The sequence below is a fragment of the Alcaligenes sp. PF14 genome (assembly GCF_037150615.1).
Taxonomy (GTDB): Bacteria; Pseudomonadota; Gammaproteobacteria; order Burkholderiales; family Burkholderiaceae_B; genus Alcaligenes; species Alcaligenes phenolicus.
This window is the reverse complement of record NZ_JBAGRS010000001.1, coordinates 477,563-495,685: the sequence shown is the minus strand read 5'-3', so window position 1 is coordinate 495,685 and position 18,123 is coordinate 477,563. Positions and strand designations below refer to the sequence as shown.

Sequence of the window (18,123 nt, the reverse complement as noted above, 5' to 3'; positions counted from 1 at the left end):
CTGATTAATCAATCACAAGCAGTCAAACAGAGTCAAAATTAAACGGTTTTCAGGGACATTAAACGCATCTTGTACTCAGGTATGATGTGGACTAGAAATTCCCTGCCCGAACACAGGAACCACAATTGGTTCCCCGCCGCACCCGCTTTTCCTGAATCAAAAAAACAGGGCTATGCCCCGCACCATGCCAGACACCAGCAACATCTCTTTTCTTGATCGTGTACGCGCCATTCTTAGTGATCTCCCCGCTTCCGAACGACGTCTGGCCCAATTCACACTGGATTTCTCGGGTGATTTATCCAGCTACAACGCCTCGGAACTCGCCAGTCTGGCCCAAGTTTCCAATGCCACTGTCACACGTCTGATCCGTCGTCTGGAATACGCCAACTACGAAGCGGCGCGCAAGCAGATTCGCACGGAAAGAACGGATGACTCCTTCACCTCGGTCCACCAGCCGCTATCTCCGGGCGAGGCCGCCTTGCACTCACACTTGCAGGAAAGCTATAGCAAGCTGGGCAATACCTATCGGCATCTGTCCCATTCTGTTCTGCAGGAAGCCAGTCAGGCCATCAGCCGTGCGCGGCAGGTTTGGCTGGTGGGTTTGCAGGCAAACTACTTTCTGGCCGGGCATTTTTACTGGCATTTGTCCAAACTCATGCCGGGCGTACGGCTTATCCCCGGAGCGGGGCAAACCGTCTCCGACTACCTGGCCGACATTCAGCACCAGGATGTCGTGATTGTTTTTGATTTGCATCCACGCCCCAGCCAAATGCCGGAGCTGATCGGACGCCTGGAAACACGCTGTGCGGACATCGTGCTGATCACCGACCAGGATTATAAAGAGCGGCCCAAGAGCCGCTGGTCCCTGCCCTGCCAGCCTGGGCCTGAAGCGCTGCCTGATAATTCGGTGGCCGTTGCCAGCCTGTCTCATCTGCTGCTGTCCGAAATACTGAAAGTACGTGGCGCTGATCGCCGTGATGAATCAGAACAAGAACTGGCCACCGCTGACGCGCTGTTTTGAACTAACAAAAAACACCCTTTTCAAGCTCTGCAAGCCACTCAGAGCAGAAGAGACCAGCTCTTGTGCCAGTGCGTCTCCTGCATCATTTGCCCCGCCCAGCTAAACCAAGGCTCCAAAATCAGAGCCTTCTCCTCCCTCATCTACGACCAAAGTCGCCTGTTGGGAAAAGTTGATTCGTTCTATACATGCTGTACACAGAGCGCCCTCAAGCGCCAACTCTCTGTACACGCCGTGTTTAGAGAGCCTCGATGCCAAGAATCATCAAACCCCATAAGGAGACATAAGAATGAGCTCAGCCAATACTGTCGTGACGGCAGTAACCCAGCACCCCGCCTATCAAGAGCTGCTTAGAAGACGCAACCGCATGAGCCTGATTTTTTTCGGCTTGACCGTGATTGTGTACGCCGGTTTTATCTTGACCCTGGCCTTTGACCCCGAACTTTTCAGCCGCTCTGTCGGCTCCATGACCATGACCATTGGCGTGCTTAGCGCCGCCATTGTGCTGATTAGCGCCGTCGTCCTGGTGTCCACCTTCGTCTACATTTCCAATAAGGTGTATGACCCCTTGCTGGCTCAAATCATGAAGGACGTGACATGAAGAGACTACTTCTGAGCCTAGGCCTGTTTGGCATGGCCAGTGGCAATGCCATGGCGGCCCCGTCCGGCCAGGCCAATACCTCTGCCATTGTGATGTTCCTGATCTTTATTGCCGGGACCATGGTCATTACCTGGTGGGCGGCCCGCCGTACACGCACCACGTCCGACTTTTACACCGCCGGTGGCGGTTTGACCGGCTTTCAAAACGGCCTGGCAATTGCCGGGGACTATCTGTCCGCCGCTTCTTTCCTGGGGATTGCGGGCATGGTGTACGTCAGCGGTTTCGACGGCATGATTTACGCCATCGGCTTCATGTTCGGCTGGCCGGTTGTGATGTTCCTGATTGCAGAGCGCCTGCGCAATCTGGGCCGCTACAACTTTGCCGACGTCACCTCGTTTCGCCTGTCGCAAAACCCCATGCGGATTCTGGCGGCCAGTGCCTCGCTTCTGATCATTGCCCTGTACCTGATCGCGCAAATGGTCGGTGCTGGCAAGCTGATCGTGCTGTTGTTTGGTCTGGACTACAACGTGGCCGTGGTGATTGTGGGTTCGCTGATGATGATTTACGTCACCTTTGGCGGCATGACGGCCACCACTTGGGTACAAATCATCAAAGCCGTGCTGATGCTGGTCGGTGCTACCTTGATGACTGTTCTGGTTTTGGCCGCGTTCTATTGGGATGTCGATGCCATGCTGGCCGCCGCCGTGGAAACACACCCCACCGGACACGCCATTCTTGAGCCCGGCGCTGCCGTCAGCAGCAACCCGCTGAACGTGCTGTCGCTAGGTATCGCGCTGGCCTTCGGTACCGCAGGTCTGCCCCATATCCTGATGCGCTTCTTCACCGTGGCGGACGCCAAGGAAGCCCGCAAATCCGTGATCTACGCCAGCAGCTTTATTGGCTACTTCTACCTGCTGACCTTCATCATCGGTTTCGGTGCGATTGCCTTGCTGGTCAAGCATCCCGAGTACTTCCAGACGGGTCCGGACGGCTCTTTCAATATGCTGACCAACCTGATTGGCGGCACCAATATGGTGGCGGTGCACCTGGCCAATGCGGTAGGCGGCAACCTGTTGCTGGGCTTCCTGGCAGCAGTTACCTTCGCCACGATTGTGGCCGTGGTTGCAGGCTTGGCCTTGGCCGGTGCCGCCGCCATTTCTCATGACCTGTACGCCAACGTCATTGCCAAAGGCCGCGCCACCGAGAAAGACCAGATGCGCATTTCGCGTATCTCCACAGTAGTGTTGGGCGTGCTGGCGATTTTGCTGGGCATTATCTTTGAAAACCAGAACGTCGCCTTCATGGTGGGCCTTGCCTTTGCCATTGCAGCCAGTGCCAACTTCCCGGTCCTGGTGCTGTCGATTGCCTGGCGTGGCTGCACCACGCGTGGTGCCACCATTGGCGGTTTTCTGGGCCTGGTCACCGCCACGGTGTGGGTGGTCTTGAGTAGCACCGTGTGGGTGGATGTCTTCGGTTTTGCCGAGCCCATCACCCCCTTCCCTAACCCTGGCATCCTGTCCATTCCGTTGGCTTTCTTCTCGATCTGGCTGTTCTCGACCCTGGATAACAGCGCCCGCGCTACCCAGGAACGCGAAGCCTTCGAGGCTCTGACCGTACGCAGTCAAACCGGCATTGGTGCTGCCAGCGCCAGCGCTCACTAAACCTTTTTAACGCTGACTTAATCAGCACGCAGGGAAAAAAAACAGGGCATTTCGGTGCCCTGTTTTTACTGATAGGCAGCTCATCCTGGCAGGCACCATTACAGATACTTGAACATGGCATAATCCCCACATGAATGAACTGCTCATTGCTGACGATCACCCCCTGTTTCGTGAGGCGTTACGAGGCGTCGTCGCCAGCCTGTTTCCCGGCACGGCCATCTACGAAGCGGATCGTATCTCCAATTTGTATCCCCTGGTCGACGACCATCCTGACGCCGATCTGCTCTTGCTGGATCTGGATATTCCAGGGGCAATCGGTTTCAGCGCTTTAGTCCATTTACGCGCGACCTACCCATCCCTGCCCATCATTCTGGTCACCGCCCATGAAGAGGCCCGCTTCATGCGCCGCGCCATGGATCACGGAGCCATGGGCTTCATCCCAAAATCCATTGATGCACAGACGCTGGGCGTAGCCCTGCAGGTGGTTCTGGATGGTGGCACCTGGTTGCCGGAAATCGGCTCTTCCTCTCCGGGCATCAGCCTGGACGAACGGGAGGTCGCGGCGAAATTGCGCGAGCTGACACCGCAGCAATTTCGCGTGCTGCAAATGCTCAGCACCGGGCAACTGAACAAACAGATTGCCTACGAACTGAATGTCTCGGAGGCCACCATCAAGGCGCACATGACCGCCATCCTGCGCAAGCTCGGTGCTTCCAATCGCACCCAGGCGGTCTTGATGGCCAGTCATCTTGGCCTGAACCAGGACGAATCTCAGGACGCTAATACGTTTTAATTTGCGCGGTCAGAAAAGCTCGCAGTGAAGCGGGCTTTACCGGCTTGGTCAGCACCAGATAACCATATTGTCGAGCCGCTGCTTTCAGCTCATCGCTACCATCCGCCGTCAACAAAGCGCCTTGCGCATGAGGCAGATGCAGACGCAATAGTTGCAGTGCCTGCAAGCCGTCCAGCCTATCATGCAAGTGATAATCCACCAGCAAGACATCGGGACTCAAGGCAATTTTCTCCAAAGCGCTATCTACCGTATTGGCGGTGATAATTTGTGCTCCCCAACGCCCCAGCAGCACTTCCATACCCGCAATAATATCCAGATCGTTATCCAGACACAGCACACGCAAGCCTGTTAAAGGCAAGCCATCGGCAGGCTTGCTGGACTCGTTATTTTGCTGACTGCTGGCCTGCGTAGCATGACTCAAAGGAACGCGAATGGAGAACATGCTGCCACGCCCCACTTCGGATCGCACATCCAGCGTATGCCCCAACAAGACCGCAATACGTTGGCAAATGGACAGGCCCAAGCCCAGGCCACGGCCATCCCAATCGAAGGCTTGTTCATAGCGATGAAACTCCGCATAAATCTGCTGAATATGATGTGGCGGGATACCCTGGCCTGAGTCCCAGACCTGAAACTCCAGCTCCTCGCCCCGGACACGCACGCCAAACACCACTCGTCCTTCCTGGGTGTAGCGCAAGGCATTGGCCAGGAAATTCTGCAGCACGCGCCGCAACAGACGATGGTCGCTATACACCTGCAAAGGTCGAGCATGAATCCGCAACTGGATACCACGTCGTGCAGCCATAGGAGCGTATTGGTCTGCCAAATGCTGCAGCAGATGCTGCACATTGATCACGCCCAGATCCGGCTTCAAGGCTCCGGCATCCAGACGGGAAATATCCAGCAGGCCCTCCAGCAATTCTTCCGCCGTACGCAAAGAGGTATCGACTCGCTCGGCCAGATTGGGCATCTCCGCCAGGTCATGCGTATCGCGCAAGGCCGACGCAAACAGACGTGCCGCGTTAATCGGTTGCAGCACATCGTGGCTGACGGCCGTCAGGAATCGGGTACGAGACTCCTGGGCTTTTTCCGCCTCCTGCGTACGCACCGCGACACGCTGCTCCAGGCTGTCGTTCATCTCCCGCAGCTCGCGCTCCACGCGCTTGTAGTGCGTGATATCGCTATAGCTGGTGACATAACCGCCGCCCGGCAAAGGCCGCCCCCGCAGCTCGATCACCTGCTTGTCATTCAACATACGCTGAGTCACATAGGAAGAGCCTTCGCGCATGAACTGAATACGACGTTCTATGGCTTGTTCCACCCCTATGCTTTCCACGCCATCGACCTTGCCCCGCTCGGCATTAAAGCGAATCAGGTCCGCCACGGATCTTCCCACGTACAACATGCTGGGCGGGTAATCGAATAACTGCTGATAGCGCTGGTTCCAGGCGACCAGCCGCATGTCCGCATCCACCACACTGACACCCTGATCAATGTTCTCCAAGGTGGCCAGCAAAATATCCCGATTGAAACGCAGTTCCTGCCCCGCCTCATCCAGCACGGCCATGATGGCAGCCACCTCCATGCCCGAACCACGCAAGGCGCTGGTCAGCACCAGGCGCGCGGACGCGGCCCCCACCGCAGCTGCCAGCAATAGCTCCGTGAAATGCACCCAGGAACTATCCGCCCGCAAACCAGGCTCCAGCGATTGCTTGGCCTGTCTGGCCTGCGTTTCAAAAGCCCGCTTCGCCATTTTTTTACCAACGATACGCTCTGCCAAAAGCAGCAAATCCTGTACCGACAAATCCCCATAAGAATGACGGGCCGCCAAGGTCTGCCGCTCCGCATAAGGATTAAGAAACGGCTCGGCCCGCAAGCGCTCTCCCAAGCCCGGACGCCGACGCCAGGACACCCACAAAAAGGCGCTGATATTGCACAGCAGGGACCAGAAAGTGCCATGTGTCAGCGGGTCCCAGCCCTCTACGCCAAAAAGTTGATAAGGGCGCAGCCAGGACAGGCCAAATGGCCCGTGATACAACCAATCATCCGCCAGCCAGCCCACCTCGGTCAGCGTCGGCAAGAGCAAGGTATAGACCCAGATGGCAAAGCCCAATAGCAGTCCAGCCTCTACGCCCTGTCGACTGGCACCGCGCCAATACAAACCACCAATCAAGCCCGGCCCAAACTGCGCAACCGCCACAAAGGCCATCAGCCCATAAGCGGCCAGGGTCGTATCGCTGCCGCTGAGCATGTAATAGCCGTAAGCCACACCCGCCAGCGCCATGATGGCGACACGACGTATCCATAGCACTGTGGAAGCCACCGTACTTTGCTGATACTGTGCCCAGCCACGACGCAGCAACAAAGGCATCACCAAGTCATTACTGACCATGGTTGAGAGCGCCACGCTGGTCACAATGACCATGCCAGTTGCGGCCGAAAAACCGCCTATGTAAACCATCAAGGCCAAGCCAACCTGGTTTTGCGACAGGGGCAAGGCCAGCACAAAACTGTCCGGTGCCACGCCCTCGCCCCCGACGCCAAACAAGCTGACTCCTGCCGCAGCAATAGGCAAGACCATGACGCTGACCACCAGCAGATACGCCCCAAACAACCAGCGCGCCCGCCGTATATCCACCACGTCCCCACATTCCACAATGGCCACATGGAACTGACGGGGCAAACAAATAATCGCGGCAAAGGCCAGCAAGGTTTGACCGACAAAACCCACCGGCGGACTGTTCTCGAACAGTGTGCTGACGGCCCCCACCATATTCAGTTCAGTCTTGCCAAACCAGCGAAAGGCGAACAGGCCAACCGCCACCAAGGCCACCAGTTTCACCACGGACTCAAAGGCCACGGCCAGCATCAAACCCGGTCTATGCTCGGTCGCGTCCACCTGGCGTGTTCCAAACAGAATAGAAAACAAGGCCATCAAAATCGCGACATACAAGGCCGGATCACCAAACAGCCCGGCGTGAAACTCGGTCCCGGCCAGCACACTCAAACTCAAGGCCACCGCCTTGTATTGCAGGGCCAGATACGGCACGGCCGCCACCACGGCAATCCCCGCCACCATGGCCGCCAAGCGCTGCGAGCGCCCATAACGACTGGCCATGAAGTCCGCAATGGAAACCGTGTTCTGGGATTGAGCCACCAGCGCCAGGCGTTCAATAATCCGCCAGCCAAACAGCAGCATCAGCATGGGGCCAAGATAAATAGGCAGAAAGCCAATGCCATAGCGCACCGCCGACCCGACCGCGCCGTAAAACGTCCACGACGAACAGTACACAGCCAAGGCAAGGCTGTAGACCGTAGGTCGCAACCAGGGGCGCTGGGTATACAAAGGATTCCTGTCCCCGAACCAGGCAATGGCGAACAAAATTGCGGCGTAAATCAACGAGGCCAACACCACCCAAGCTGGCGTCATCTGCACTGTCTCCTACTTTGGTATAACGCGATGATTTTTCTCGCGATTGTGAGTAATACTAAGACAGTTCCAGCAGGATCTGAGCTCGGAAAACTAGGGCTTATCACCTATACCCAATTTGATTTTCAGGACAGATCTCTTGGGCAGGCAGCACCCGCAGCATCATGAGCCACGGTGAAGATCACCTCACGCACCGACAAACCCGGAACGATGCCTGCATTCCTGTCCTCATGTCGCATTTAACAAGCGCAGCAAAACAATGCGCAGGCGGTATTCAAGCCAGCGCTGCATCACCTGTTTGGACGAAGAGCTTTCGTCTGGCATCACAAGAAGAAATAGAGCGTTTGAAACCGGGGAGTCACTGCTCCAGTCCAGAACTCATCTATCACTCGCAAACGAAAAACGCCCCGACAAAAAAACTATCTTTCATCGTCACGCGGGGCAAATTAAAGGAGGCAATATGAACCACTCAACATTGAACTTTGATCGCTATCCACAGCAACCGCACGGTGGAACGCTGGTCAACCAGGTTGTCCCGGAGGATCGCGTCAAGGACGAGATCGAACGTGCGCGCACCCTGCCCAGCATCCGCGTGGATCTGGAAGCCGTCATCACCATCGAGATGATTGCTACGGGCGTGCTCTCCCCCAACAAAGGCTTCATGAACGAGGCCGACTACAACTCCGTGCTCAAAGAGGGTCGTTTGAGTAATGGTGTGGTGTGGCCTGTGCCGCTGAGCTTCGCCCCGATTGGCGATCGCAACCGCGACATTATTAAAGGACTTTCGGTCGGCTCTGAAGTGGCGCTGACCAATAGCGACAACGAGCCGGTAGCCATCCTGAGCATCGAGGACATCTTCTCCTACGACAAGGAGCAGCGCGCTCAGCAACTGTTTGGCACCACGGACAGAAATCACCCCGGTGTGGACTCCATTTACCGCCGCATGGGCGATGTGTCCCTGGGTGGCACCTTGCACCTGCTGCAGCGTGTGGACTGGGGCCCGTTCGAGAAGCTGCGCCGCGAACCCAAAGACACCTGGCGCCTGTTCTATGAAGGAAAGAAATTCAATTCCGTGGCAGGCTTTATCACCGGTGCGAATCCGCTGCACCGTGGCCACGAGTACATTCACCGCAATGCGCTGGAAGGGATTGATGGCCTGTTCCTGCAGCCACTGGTAGAGATGGCCAAGCGTGAATACGTGCGCCACGAGTTCCGCATGATGGCCTACCGAAACGTACTGGATACCTACTACCCCAAGGACCGTGCCATCCTCTCGCCGCTGCGGGTCACCTATATTTTTGCTGGCCCACGCGAAACCATTTTGCATGCCCTGATCATGAAGAACTATGGGTGCACCCACGCCTTGATTGGTCGGGATCACGCCGGGATTGGCAGCTACTACGACAAGTACGCCAGCCACAGTATTTTCGATCAGTTCAGCCCCAAGGAAATGGGCATTGATGTGCGCCTGTTCCACGAAGTGTTTTACTGCACGCGTTGTGCCTGCCATGCCACTTCCGAGACCTGCCCGCACGATGATCGCTTCAGGCTGACCATCTCCGGCACCGGCATTCGCGAGATGCTGCGTCACGGCATCATGCCGCCCAAGGAAATTTGTCGCCCTGAATCCATTCTGCCGGCCATGCAAGGCGTACAGCCCAAAGGACTGTGCGAGGAAGGCGAAGCAATCCAGCCTGTCAGCAAGGTGATCCAGAGCATGTTCCCCTACTACACCCAGTACACCCGTCTGGGCGGGGCCAAGCGTAGTGAACCACTGGATCCATCTCAGCTGACGGTGCGCGATCTGGAAATCGCCAGCCACGACGTGCGGCACCATGCGGGAGATATCTACAACGGGGTGTACACCGAGTACAGCGCCGTGGTGGATCACAACCGCAATATGCAAGCCGCCTGGATTGAGGATGCACGTGCTGCCCTGCGCTTCCAGCAAGAGCGTCTGATCAGCGATCTGGAAGAAAAGCAGCAGCAAGCACCGGAAGAAGCCTCGGACGAGTTCATGTATCAGGACAAGCAGGAAGTCGTGCGCGAGCTGCATTCGGCCCGCAGCCTGCTGGATGATATTCCGACCGTGATTTCTGCCAAGCAGTTGACCACACGCACCTGGAACGTCCTGCCTTACCAGCGCTATCGTGGGGCGGATAAGGAATAAGGCTCTATCCAGTTTCCTCCTGAACAGAAAAAGCCCCTGACCTTAACAAGATCAGGGGCTTTTTCATCACGAAATCTGCCCGAAGGCAGACTCAAACTGTCCAGAACCTGCTTAACAGACCTCTTCCAGATTGACCTCATTCACAGGCATCAGGCGGCGGTAGAAAGTAGGCAAAGCAAACAAGGCACCATGAATATCAGCGTTGTAGAACTGCAGGGAGTCCTGGTTCTCGCTGCTCATACGCTGCTCCAGTCGTTCCTGGATTTGCTCGGCGGAGAAAGCACGCGGGTTCAGCTCGTCGGAGGCAATTGCCAGCCCCCAGTAAGAGCCGTACAGCGGAATATGCAGACCGTAGCCATGCACTTGTGCAAACACACTGGCCAGGGATTCGCTCAGGTTCTTGACCTGCTGACTTTCGTGGAAAGGCGAACCCAGGTGCAATACCAAAGCACCACCACTTGCCAGCGCACGTTTGCAGGACTCAAAGAAGGCAGTCGTGTACAAGGGGCCGGCCGGAGTTTCGGGGTCGGTCAGGTCCAGATAGATCAAGTCAAAGCGATCCTGTGTATGGGCCAGGAACTTCGCGCCGTCTTCGATCTGAATTTGTACACGCGGGTTATCAAACGCCCCCTTGTGAATGGACTGCAAGTGCTCGCGGGCCACCTCGATCACCTCCCCATCCAGCTCAACCAGAGAGACTCGCTCCAGGCTGGGGTACTTCAGCAGTTCTTCCAGGGCTCCACCATCCCCACCGCCCACAATCAGGGCACGACGTGGATTCGGGTGAGACATAGCGGCCGGGTGAATCAGACCTTCGTGGTAGAAAAATTCTTCGGCCTCGGAAGTCATCATGCAACCGTCCAGGCGCAAGGTCTTACCCAAGGTTTCGGAACGCAGCAACTCCAGACGCTGAAAAGCAGTCTGGCGCTCCAGCAAGCGCTCGGTGAAGCGAAAGCCGTACAGCGCATCCTGATTCAGGTTTTCCGTCAGCAGTTCACCAGCATGGGCCGGGCCATCGGCCTCGCCACGCCACAAGCGATTACGCTGGGCCTGACCGGGCTTGAAAGCCTGCTCAATACCGTCAATCAGGCGGGTCGCCTTGCCGGAATTGTCCTGCATGAAATTGCAGACATAAACGTCCAGCGTCACGCCACCACGCTCTGGCCAGGTATGGATGGCCAAGTGAGACTCGGCCAATAACAGTACCCCGGTAACACCACCAGGCTGCCCTTCAAATTCGGGAAATGCCTGCCACTCCTCACCAACAATCGTCAGCCCTGCATCAATAGTCTGCTGACGGCAAAAATCCGCCAGTTTCTGGGCATCGATCAGCAGCTCCGGGCTGCATGCACATTGGTAAAGGTCTGCGGTCAAGTGCAAGCCTTGCATAATCGTGTGCTCCTTTAACAGATTTTGCGCTCCCTACCAACGAGACGACCGCAACGTAAAAACTTCAAAGCGAGGTGCACCTGGAATGGCGATCACCTCGCTTCATCGAAAAGAGCGCAAATTGTACCTTATATCAAACTTAAATATATGAAAATAACCCTATTTAAGGGAAGATTAAGGTATATACGACGCGGAAGGCAGCAGAACCAATTCCATGACCAAATGCGCTCCTGGACCCGGGCGGTCCTTGAAATAGACTCTGCCCCCGTGGTGGTGAACAATCGAGCGCAAAATGGACAAGCCCAGACCGCTTCCTTGCACCTGTTGGCCGGGCAGGCGATAGAACTTGTCAAAGACCTTCTCTTTATAGAGCGGATCAATTCCCGGCCCTTGGTCCAGGACCTCTATCCGAGCCCAACCGGTTTCGCCCGGCTGCAAGCGCAGGGTCACCATGGTGTCCGGCGCGGAGTACTTCAGGGCATTTTCCAGCGCATTGCGCAAAGCCACCAATAAAGGAACGATATCCACCTTGGCCCACAAGCCATACTCGGGCACATCCAGGTAAATGCGGTGGCGCTGTTCGTGAAAGGGGCGCAGACTCAGGCGCAGCACGGCACGCAAATCGGACTCGCGCCATTCCTGCATGCTCGTGCCCTCATACTCCATGCGATTCAAGCGCGTCAAATCGTCCAGCAGCACATCAACGCCACGAACCTTTTCATGTAATTGAGAGTAGATCTTGCTAGCCCAGGCTGACGGGGTTGTCTCCAGTTGCAGCAATTGGATATAGCCGCTGATGGCGGCCAGCGGGGAGCGTATTTCATGGGCAGCCATGGCAAAACAGTCAGCACGATCGCGCTCCTGTTGCATTTTTGTGCTGACATCGCGAATCATCAACAAAGTTGCGCTGTCTGAATCGGAGGCCGCATAGGCATGAAACTCCAGGGCGCGGGCCTGTTCCCCTTCCCCATCCCGGTGCACATAGTAAAAAGGATTTTTTTCGCGGTTAATAACCCGACTAATCCCAGGGAGCAAATACGCTAAATCTGCCCGTATTCCCTTTTCCAGATTCTGGAAAAAATCGATTAAATCATCGTTGTCATTGGCCAATTCCGGCGTATCCAGCAAACGCCGCATGGCCCGATTACAACCCTCAATTCGCCCACAGGAATCGAACATGACAATAGCATCGGGCAAGGCATCCAGCATTTGCTCAAAGCGATGTGCTTTTTCATAAGCCTGTCCCGGCCATTTAAGCACGCTCGCTCGGTCAAACAAACGTTGCCCGATCAAAAAACTGGTAAATAGTGTGAGCAACAAGCCAATCCCCTATTTTCGTCCCAAAACAAGCACCAAGCCTGCCTCAGTGTGGTTTCAATCTCCATGCGACAAAAATCCAGTCCAGCGGATAAACCAAGCATTTTTCTAGATGGGATTACTGATCTGCCAATGCCTTTGCATCAGCCTGGGTGAAAAAACGGTTAATCGCCTAATAAAGAAATTTCATAACAATCGGGCGGAACAATAAGAAAGGGATTAGTACTTTTTAAAAGTATTACTCCAAAACCACCGCCCATACTGCTTAACGGCAGAAACGGCCTTATCATAAGGCGCATAAATTTTCTTTGAGGAAACAAGGGGGCTTGTACAAAATGGATTCCTATTTATTTCATAAAGACTGACCAGGATCAAGACTAACGATAAAAACAAGTGCTAGGGTGCTAACACCGTTTTTCTTGGCCCGACAAGCCGAGCACCGCCCGGACCCGCCCGTAACATCAACACTTATAAGTGTGTTCAGCTCCCCACACTGGGCCCGTCCGGTAACACGACAGCGCAAGGGATACGCGTAAAATCAGCAAGGCGAGTCCAGGTTCACAGGCCCGCCCGATTGAAGTGAGTCCCTGATGAAGCATGAACATCTGAAAATCGGAGATATTAGAAGCATGTGTGTCGAATACTCTGCCTATCACTTGGCGTGAACAGGCCACTTCCCATTGCCATTAGTAGTATTTCTGTACTTACTAATACCGTCTCTACACTCTGCACTGCTACATCGGGGCCCATAGCCTTTCTTTCCCCGGTCTGGCCTGCTTTCATTTTGTTGACTCCATGAACGACGCCGTTTACTCCACTCGGCAGGCTGCTGATTTACTAGGTGTGTCTGTACGCACCGTACAACTTTGGGTAGAAGCCGGGACCCTGAAAGCCTGGAAAACCCAAGGCGGGCACCGTCGCATCGACCGCGATTCCGTACAAGCCATCTTGCAAGAGCGCCGTGGGCAAACCAGCCCCCCGACGCCTGATGTTCCGATCACTCCCAGCCTACCTGTTTGCAGCGGTGAACCCTGCCTGCGCGTACTGGTCGTTGAAGACGACCTGGATTTGCTGGCGATTTACCGCATGGCCATGGAACATCTGCCCTTCCCGGTCGAATTGCGCTGCGAGCAAGATGGCCTGAAAGGTCTGATTGCTGCCGGCAATTTCTACCCCGATGTGCTGATCGTGGACCTGAACCTGCCCAAACTGGATGGTTTTGCCATGCTCAAGGCGCTGGCCGATGCCCCTGAAACCGAACATACCCAGATTTATGTGATTTCTGCATTGAGCGCCGCCGATATTCACGCGCGTGGCGGTCTGCCCGGCAAAGCAACAGCCCTGACCAAGCCCATTCCCATTGCCCTGCTCCTGCAACTGCTCAGCGAAGCCTTCCACGCCCAGTACCTGCCCTCCTGAGCACGCCCTCTGCCCTTTATCAGCCAGGATCAATTTTTTCAATTTCGATCTTTTTGTGACAAAAATTTTCATTTGATTATCATTTTTTTATTTTTAGACATAAAAAACGAATCAAATGATACTATTCACGAAAATTCACAACAAGAAATTGATCCGTTTATCTCGAGTCTTTTGCTGATACAAAAATACAAAGGGAAAGGCTATGCGCAAGAACCTACCAATTACCGGCATCGAAACCGAGCTGCTGGACGAGCAATATCTCATTTCCAAAACTGACCTGGCCGGCCGCATCATTTATGCGAACCCGGCCTTTGTCGAGGTGAGCGGGTTTAGTCGGGAAGAATTGATTGGCGAGCCGCACAATATCGTGCGTCACCCCGATATGCCATCCGAAGTTTTTGCAGATTTGTGGCATACCTTAAAACAGGGACGTTCGTGGGTGGGGGTGGTAAAGAATCGCCGTAAGGACGGCGGTTTTTATTGGGTCCTGGCCCATGCCAGTCCCATTATTGAACAAGGGGAATTAACCGGCTTTGCGTCGGTTCGTGTGCGCGCAAAACCTCAGAATATTCAAGCAGCTGAACAGTTTTATCAGGAATTGCGCGAAGGCCGAAATCGTTCCCGAACGATACGCGCTGGCCAAATTACGGCTCGCAGCTGGCGTCGCCCTTTTGCCGGCCTTCGTTTCCTGGCTGGTCCCAGTTTATTGGCCGCCTTTTTACGAAAAGGCCTGTTGAATCTGGGTATTACCGGCGGGATTATTGCCATGATCCTGAATACGGAAATGCCACAGCAAAGCATGATCCTCCTGGCCAGTTCTCTGGGGGTGGGGACACTGATGATTTTGGGCTATCAGGCCGTGCTGATGCGACGGGTTTTGGGATCGTTTAAAACGGCCACGCACATCGCCCAACAAATTGCCGCAGGCAACCTGACAGTCAACACACGCGGGCCCGCTGTAAAGAAGCTGGAAACGCTGGGCCAGAATCTGGATCTGATGCGTAAGAGCCTGATGAGCATTAGTACCGACGTGGACCATAGCTGCAGCAACAATCAAATGGTGTCACGCAAACTCTCGGATAACAGCGCCCTGCTGGAAGCACGCACTCAAGAGCAAGCGGCGTCCATGCAGCAGACCACTGCCAGTATGAGCTCCTTTGGGCAAGCCGTTCTACAGACCGCGGAAAACGCCAAGGCCAGCCACGAACTGGCTAGCCGCAGCGCGGATATCGCGGGTCGCGGGAACGATGCGGTTCAGAAAGTCAGCTCATCCATGCAGCAGATTCTGGAAAGCTCGCAGCATATCGGCAATATCGTGTCGATGATCAATAACATCGCCTTTCAGACCAATATCCTGTCGATCAACGCCTCAATTGAATCGGCCCGCGCCGGAGAGGCCGGTAAAGGCTTTGCGGTGGTTGCCTCTGCCGTGCGTTCGCTGGCTCAGCAAGCGGCTCAAGCGGCCGATGAAATCAAGCAACTGGTCACCGAAACCCAAACCCTCAGTGCTGAAGGTGCCACCCACGCCGCCCATGCGGGGCAGACCATGCAGGAAATCCTGACATCCGTGTCTGAGGTTGCGGGTTTGATGGGTGAGATTTCTGCTGCCACCAGCGAGCAGAGCATCGGTTTGGGCCAGTTGACCCAGGCCTTGAAACAGGTGGACCAAATCACCAGCGACAATGCCGCTCTGGTCCATGACTTGAGTGAAACAGCGCAGGAACTGAACCAGAATGGGGCCGAACTGCAAGAGGCTATCAGTGTCCTGAATCATGGAGAAAGTGCACATACCCACCCACCCACTCGCTCTGCTGCCCCCTTGATCCTGGCCCCGGTTGTGAAAATGGACGCCGCTCGTCGCAAACCGGCCCACCCAGGCCGACTACGACAATTGGCATCCAGTACCTGAGTTCGCTAAAAGCCCAGGCTTTCAGCCCCTCCCAACAAGGCCAGCACACCCAGCACGGCAAAGATACAGGCAGCAATCCGGTGTACCAACTGAGTCGGCAAACGGCGGGCAATGCGCTCGCCAAACAAAACGGCAGGTGCGTTGGCCAACATCATGCCCAAGGTCGTGCCCAGCACCACCAAACCGAACTCTTGATATTTAGCAGCCAAAGCGACCGTCGCAATCTGTGTCTTGTCGCCCATCTCGGCCAAGAAGAATGTCACCAGCGTGGTGCCAAAAACACCAAAACGCGTACGGGTGGCTTCGGCATCATCGATCTTGTCAGGAATCAGAATCCAGATGGCCATGGCCAGAAAGGAAATACCCAGCACCCAACGCAGCACTTCCGGATCCAGCAAAGCGGGAACCCAAGCACCAATGGCGCCAGCCAGACCGTGATTAACTAAGGTTGCTATGAAAATAGCGAGAATGATGGGCCAAGGGCGTTTATAGCGGGCTGCAAGAATAAAGGCCAACAACTGGGTTTTGTCCCCAATTTCTGCCAAGGCAACCACACCCGTGGAGATAAACAACGCTTCCATAACAACTCCTGGCCGGATAAGAGACAGATGACCACAAACCCTCCCGGCCAAACGCGAAGGTCCATGGTCAAAAGTCTTGCCAGGCTAAGTTGCTATCAGCGCCATGACCCTGTGTAGGTCAAGTATGTTGACGCTGATCTTCGGTAAACCGAAGCGGCTACTCCCTAATGACGAAGCGCATCGTAGCCCAGATTAAGACGCCTGTCCAATCGGGGCTTTTCAACGCACAAGAAGTACACTTGCTTATTTTCACGCTTTCACCAGACGCATGACCGCCCAAAATCCAGCATCGGCTCAGCCCAACACCTACCAGCGCTATGTGCTGCTGTATCTGTTATTCATGATTTTGCTGTGGACCGTTTTGATGGCGATTAGCCATAAAGCCCCCGATCTGGACGGCATGGAAGAACTGGTCTGGTCGGCCAGTTTCGAGCTGGGCTATTTGAAGCATCCCCCCTTTCCAGCGTGGGTGATGGCCGCCTTGACCAGCGTAGTCGGACGCCCGGCATGGCTGACCTTTGCCGCGGGCATGACAGCTTCGGTGCTGGGGCTATGGTTTATCTGGAAACTGGCCTGCGAATTCCTGAACCCCGAACGCGCCTTCATGGTCTTGCTGATCAGTTCTGTCAGTATTTACTTTTCCTTGCGCGGCACCATTTTTAATCACAACACGGCACAACTGTGGTCCGTAACCGCCGCGACCTGGTTTTTCTATCGCGCCAGCCGCGACCAGAAACCGGCAGACTGGTTATGGCTGGGCGCCGTCGCTGCGCTGTCTACGGTCACCAAATACAGTGCCGTGATTCTGTTCACCGCCTTCTTTTTGTATTTCCTGCGCAGCGGTATGTGGCGTCAGCGGCAGACCTGGATAGGGCTGGGCTTGGCCCTGCTTGCCTATGTGCTGGTCTTGTCGCCCCATCTGTACTGGCTGGTGAAGCACGACTTCGCCCCCTTCCGCTATATGGACGGCTCGCTGGAAACACATACCCGCTGGGAGGCCTACAAGGAACTGCTGGCGTTTAGCCTGGACCAGCTGGGGCGACTAAGCCCCATGGTTGTGGCCATGATTGCGCTGGGCATCTGGAATCGTCGCGCCAGGAAAAAGCTGGCCCCATCCGACACGGCCTTGCAAAACAAGCAACGCTATGCCGATGATATTTCCCGCAGCGACAAGCAATTCCTGCTGTGGGTGGGCCTGACTCCCATCATCAGCACGGTCTTGATTTCAGCCATCATGGGCACCCGTCTGGTCGCTTCCTGGGCCACCACTTTTTTTGTTTTGTATGGCTTTTTTGCTCTTTGGCTCATGCACGGCAAGGACAAGATCCAGCTGCGGCGCGTGGCTATTATTGTGATCGTGTTGCAGATATTGCTGGCATCGGGCTACGCCTTGGCTCGTGGCCCATTGGCCTGGCATAAAGGTCGGGACTCTCGCTCCACCTTCCCCGGCCCGGAAGTATCTACCCAAATGCAAGCCATCTGGAACGAACACATGCCCGGCATCCCACTTAAAGTCGTCGTAGCCGATACCTGGCTAGGCGGCAATATTGCCGTTCATGCCGGCCAGGATGTGATGGTCTTTATTGATGCTGACCCGGCTGCTTCACCTTGGCTGACACTACCGCAGGATATGGAATGCGGCGCTCTGATTGTTTACAGCATCCAGACCCGTGGGAAACCTCCTGCATCCTTGCTCCAGCTGTACGAGCAAGCTCCTATCAAGGGGCAGGCCGAGCAGCGCTGGTCTTCCGAGCGCAGTCCCATGATTGATCTGAACTGGGCCATTCTGCCCGCACAAAGCAGTTGCCCCTTTGCAGCCACCGCCCGCTGAATCA

The 18,123-nt window shown here is 55.4% G+C and carries 13 protein-coding genes and 1 riboswitch; of the genes, 9 read left to right on the top strand and 4 right to left on the bottom strand.

All coding sequences use genetic code 11. The features are described from left to right. Positions 1-172: 172 nt before the first annotated feature. The 4 genes from WFM49_RS02250 to WFM49_RS02235 all read left to right on the top strand — a co-directional run bounded on the left by WFM49_RS02250 (position 173) and on the right by WFM49_RS02235 (position 4,073). Entirely contained in the window at positions 173-1,021 is an 849-nt protein-coding gene (locus tag WFM49_RS02250; RefSeq protein WP_336971446.1) for a MurR/RpiR family transcriptional regulator, read from the top strand. A gap of 286 nt (positions 1,022-1,307) precedes the next feature. Beyond that, positions 1,308-1,619, top strand: a complete 312-nt coding sequence (locus tag WFM49_RS02245; RefSeq protein ID WP_009456280.1) for a DUF485 domain-containing protein — start codon at positions 1,308-1,310, stop codon at positions 1,617-1,619. Beyond that, complete coding sequence (locus tag WFM49_RS02240; RefSeq protein ID WP_336971443.1) at positions 1,616-3,280, top strand: cation acetate symporter; 1,665 nt, start codon at positions 1,616-1,618, stop codon at positions 3,278-3,280. The genes WFM49_RS02245 and WFM49_RS02240 overlap by 4 nt, the downstream gene beginning before the upstream one ends. Before the next feature lie 130 nt (positions 3,281-3,410). Beyond that, positions 3,411-4,073, top strand: coding sequence for a response regulator transcription factor (locus WFM49_RS02235; protein ID WP_009456278.1), 663 nt, complete (start codon positions 3,411-3,413; stop codon positions 4,071-4,073). Here WFM49_RS02235 and WFM49_RS02230 read toward each other — a convergent pair. Then, positions 4,060-7,503 (bottom strand): hybrid sensor histidine kinase/response regulator, encoded by a 3,444-nt coding sequence (locus tag WFM49_RS02230; protein WP_336971440.1) that lies wholly within the window; start codon positions 7,501-7,503, stop codon positions 4,060-4,062. The genes WFM49_RS02235 and WFM49_RS02230 overlap by 14 nt on opposite strands. A 164-nt stretch (positions 7,504-7,667) precedes the next feature. On the opposite strand from WFM49_RS02230, the gene WFM49_RS02225 reads away from it, so the two are divergent. After that, positions 7,668-7,967 (top strand): hypothetical protein, encoded by a 300-nt coding sequence (locus WFM49_RS02225; protein ID WP_336971438.1) that lies wholly within the window; start codon positions 7,668-7,670, stop codon positions 7,965-7,967. Continuing rightward, positions 7,964-9,673: a sulfate adenylyltransferase gene (locus WFM49_RS02220; protein ID WP_336971435.1), complete on the top strand. Its 1,710-nt coding sequence runs from the start codon at positions 7,964-7,966 to the stop codon at positions 9,671-9,673. Before WFM49_RS02225 ends, WFM49_RS02220 begins: the two co-directional genes overlap by 4 nt. 111 nt (positions 9,674-9,784) lie before the next feature. Here the strand turns inward: WFM49_RS02220 and speE are convergent, their stop codons facing one another. Both speE and WFM49_RS02210 read right to left on the bottom strand, forming a co-directional pair. Next, a complete protein-coding gene (gene speE / locus WFM49_RS02215) occupies positions 9,785-11,062 on the bottom strand; it encodes a polyamine aminopropyltransferase (RefSeq protein WP_336971433.1) in 1,278 nt (425 codons plus the stop codon). A 174-nt stretch (positions 11,063-11,236) separates the two neighbouring features. After that, complete coding sequence (locus WFM49_RS02210; RefSeq protein ID WP_235484268.1) at positions 11,237-12,322, bottom strand: sensor histidine kinase; 1,086 nt, start codon at positions 12,320-12,322, stop codon at positions 11,237-11,239. 852 nt (positions 12,323-13,174) lie between these two features. Between WFM49_RS02210 and WFM49_RS02205 the strand changes: the two genes are divergently transcribed. Together WFM49_RS02205 and WFM49_RS02200 are read left to right on the top strand one after the other, a co-directional pair. Continuing rightward, complete coding sequence (locus WFM49_RS02205) at positions 13,175-13,798, top strand: helix-turn-helix domain-containing protein (RefSeq protein WP_009456265.1); 624 nt, start codon at positions 13,175-13,177, stop codon at positions 13,796-13,798. Between the two features lie 202 nt (positions 13,799-14,000). Next, on the top strand, positions 14,001-15,707 hold the full coding sequence (locus WFM49_RS02200) for a methyl-accepting chemotaxis protein (RefSeq protein ID WP_336971429.1): 1,707 nt from the start codon (positions 14,001-14,003) through the stop codon (positions 15,705-15,707). A gap of 5 nt (positions 15,708-15,712) precedes the next feature. Here the strand turns inward: WFM49_RS02200 and WFM49_RS02195 are convergent, their stop codons facing one another. Continuing rightward, a complete protein-coding gene (locus WFM49_RS02195; RefSeq protein ID WP_009456260.1) occupies positions 15,713-16,288 on the bottom strand; it encodes a TMEM165/GDT1 family protein in 576 nt (191 codons plus the stop codon). Continuing rightward, a riboswitch (yybP-ykoY riboswitch) is annotated at positions 16,289-16,466 on the bottom strand. It abuts the gene before it with no gap. A 90-nt stretch (positions 16,467-16,556) separates the two neighbouring features. On the opposite strand from WFM49_RS02195, the gene WFM49_RS02190 reads away from it, so the two are divergent. After that, positions 16,557-18,119 (top strand): glycosyltransferase family 39 protein, encoded by a 1,563-nt coding sequence (locus tag WFM49_RS02190; RefSeq protein ID WP_336971425.1) that lies wholly within the window; start codon positions 16,557-16,559, stop codon positions 18,117-18,119. Positions 18,120-18,123: the final 4 nt, after the last annotated feature.

What these genes read in the sequence shown, in the direction of transcription:
- WFM49_RS02250 (WP_336971446.1), top strand. Translation starts at nt 173, where the DNA reads ATGCCCCGCACCATGCCAGACACCAGCAACATCTCTTTTCTTGATCGT.
- WFM49_RS02245 (WP_009456280.1), top strand. Translation starts at nt 1,308, where the DNA reads ATGAGCTCAGCCAATACTGTCGTGACGGCAGTAACCCAGCACCCCGCC.
- WFM49_RS02240 (WP_336971443.1), top strand. Translation starts at nt 1,616, where the DNA reads ATGAAGAGACTACTTCTGAGCCTAGGCCTGTTTGGCATGGCCAGTGGC.
- WFM49_RS02235 (WP_009456278.1), top strand. Translation starts at nt 3,411, where the DNA reads ATGAATGAACTGCTCATTGCTGACGATCACCCCCTGTTTCGTGAGGCG.
- WFM49_RS02230 (WP_336971440.1), bottom strand. Translation starts at nt 7,503, where the DNA reads ATGACGCCAGCTTGGGTGGTGTTGGCCTCGTTGATTTACGCCGCAATT.
- WFM49_RS02225 (WP_336971438.1), top strand. Translation starts at nt 7,668, where the DNA reads ATGAGCCACGGTGAAGATCACCTCACGCACCGACAAACCCGGAACGAT.
- WFM49_RS02220 (WP_336971435.1), top strand. Translation starts at nt 7,964, where the DNA reads ATGAACCACTCAACATTGAACTTTGATCGCTATCCACAGCAACCGCAC.
- speE (WP_336971433.1), bottom strand. Translation starts at nt 11,062, where the DNA reads ATGCAAGGCTTGCACTTGACCGCAGACCTTTACCAATGTGCATGCAGC.
- WFM49_RS02205 (WP_009456265.1), top strand. Translation starts at nt 13,175, where the DNA reads ATGAACGACGCCGTTTACTCCACTCGGCAGGCTGCTGATTTACTAGGT.
- WFM49_RS02200 (WP_336971429.1), top strand. Translation starts at nt 14,001, where the DNA reads ATGCGCAAGAACCTACCAATTACCGGCATCGAAACCGAGCTGCTGGAC.
- WFM49_RS02195 (WP_009456260.1), bottom strand. Translation starts at nt 16,288, where the DNA reads ATGGAAGCGTTGTTTATCTCCACGGGTGTGGTTGCCTTGGCAGAAATT.
- WFM49_RS02190 (WP_336971425.1), top strand. Translation starts at nt 16,557, where the DNA reads ATGACCGCCCAAAATCCAGCATCGGCTCAGCCCAACACCTACCAGCGC.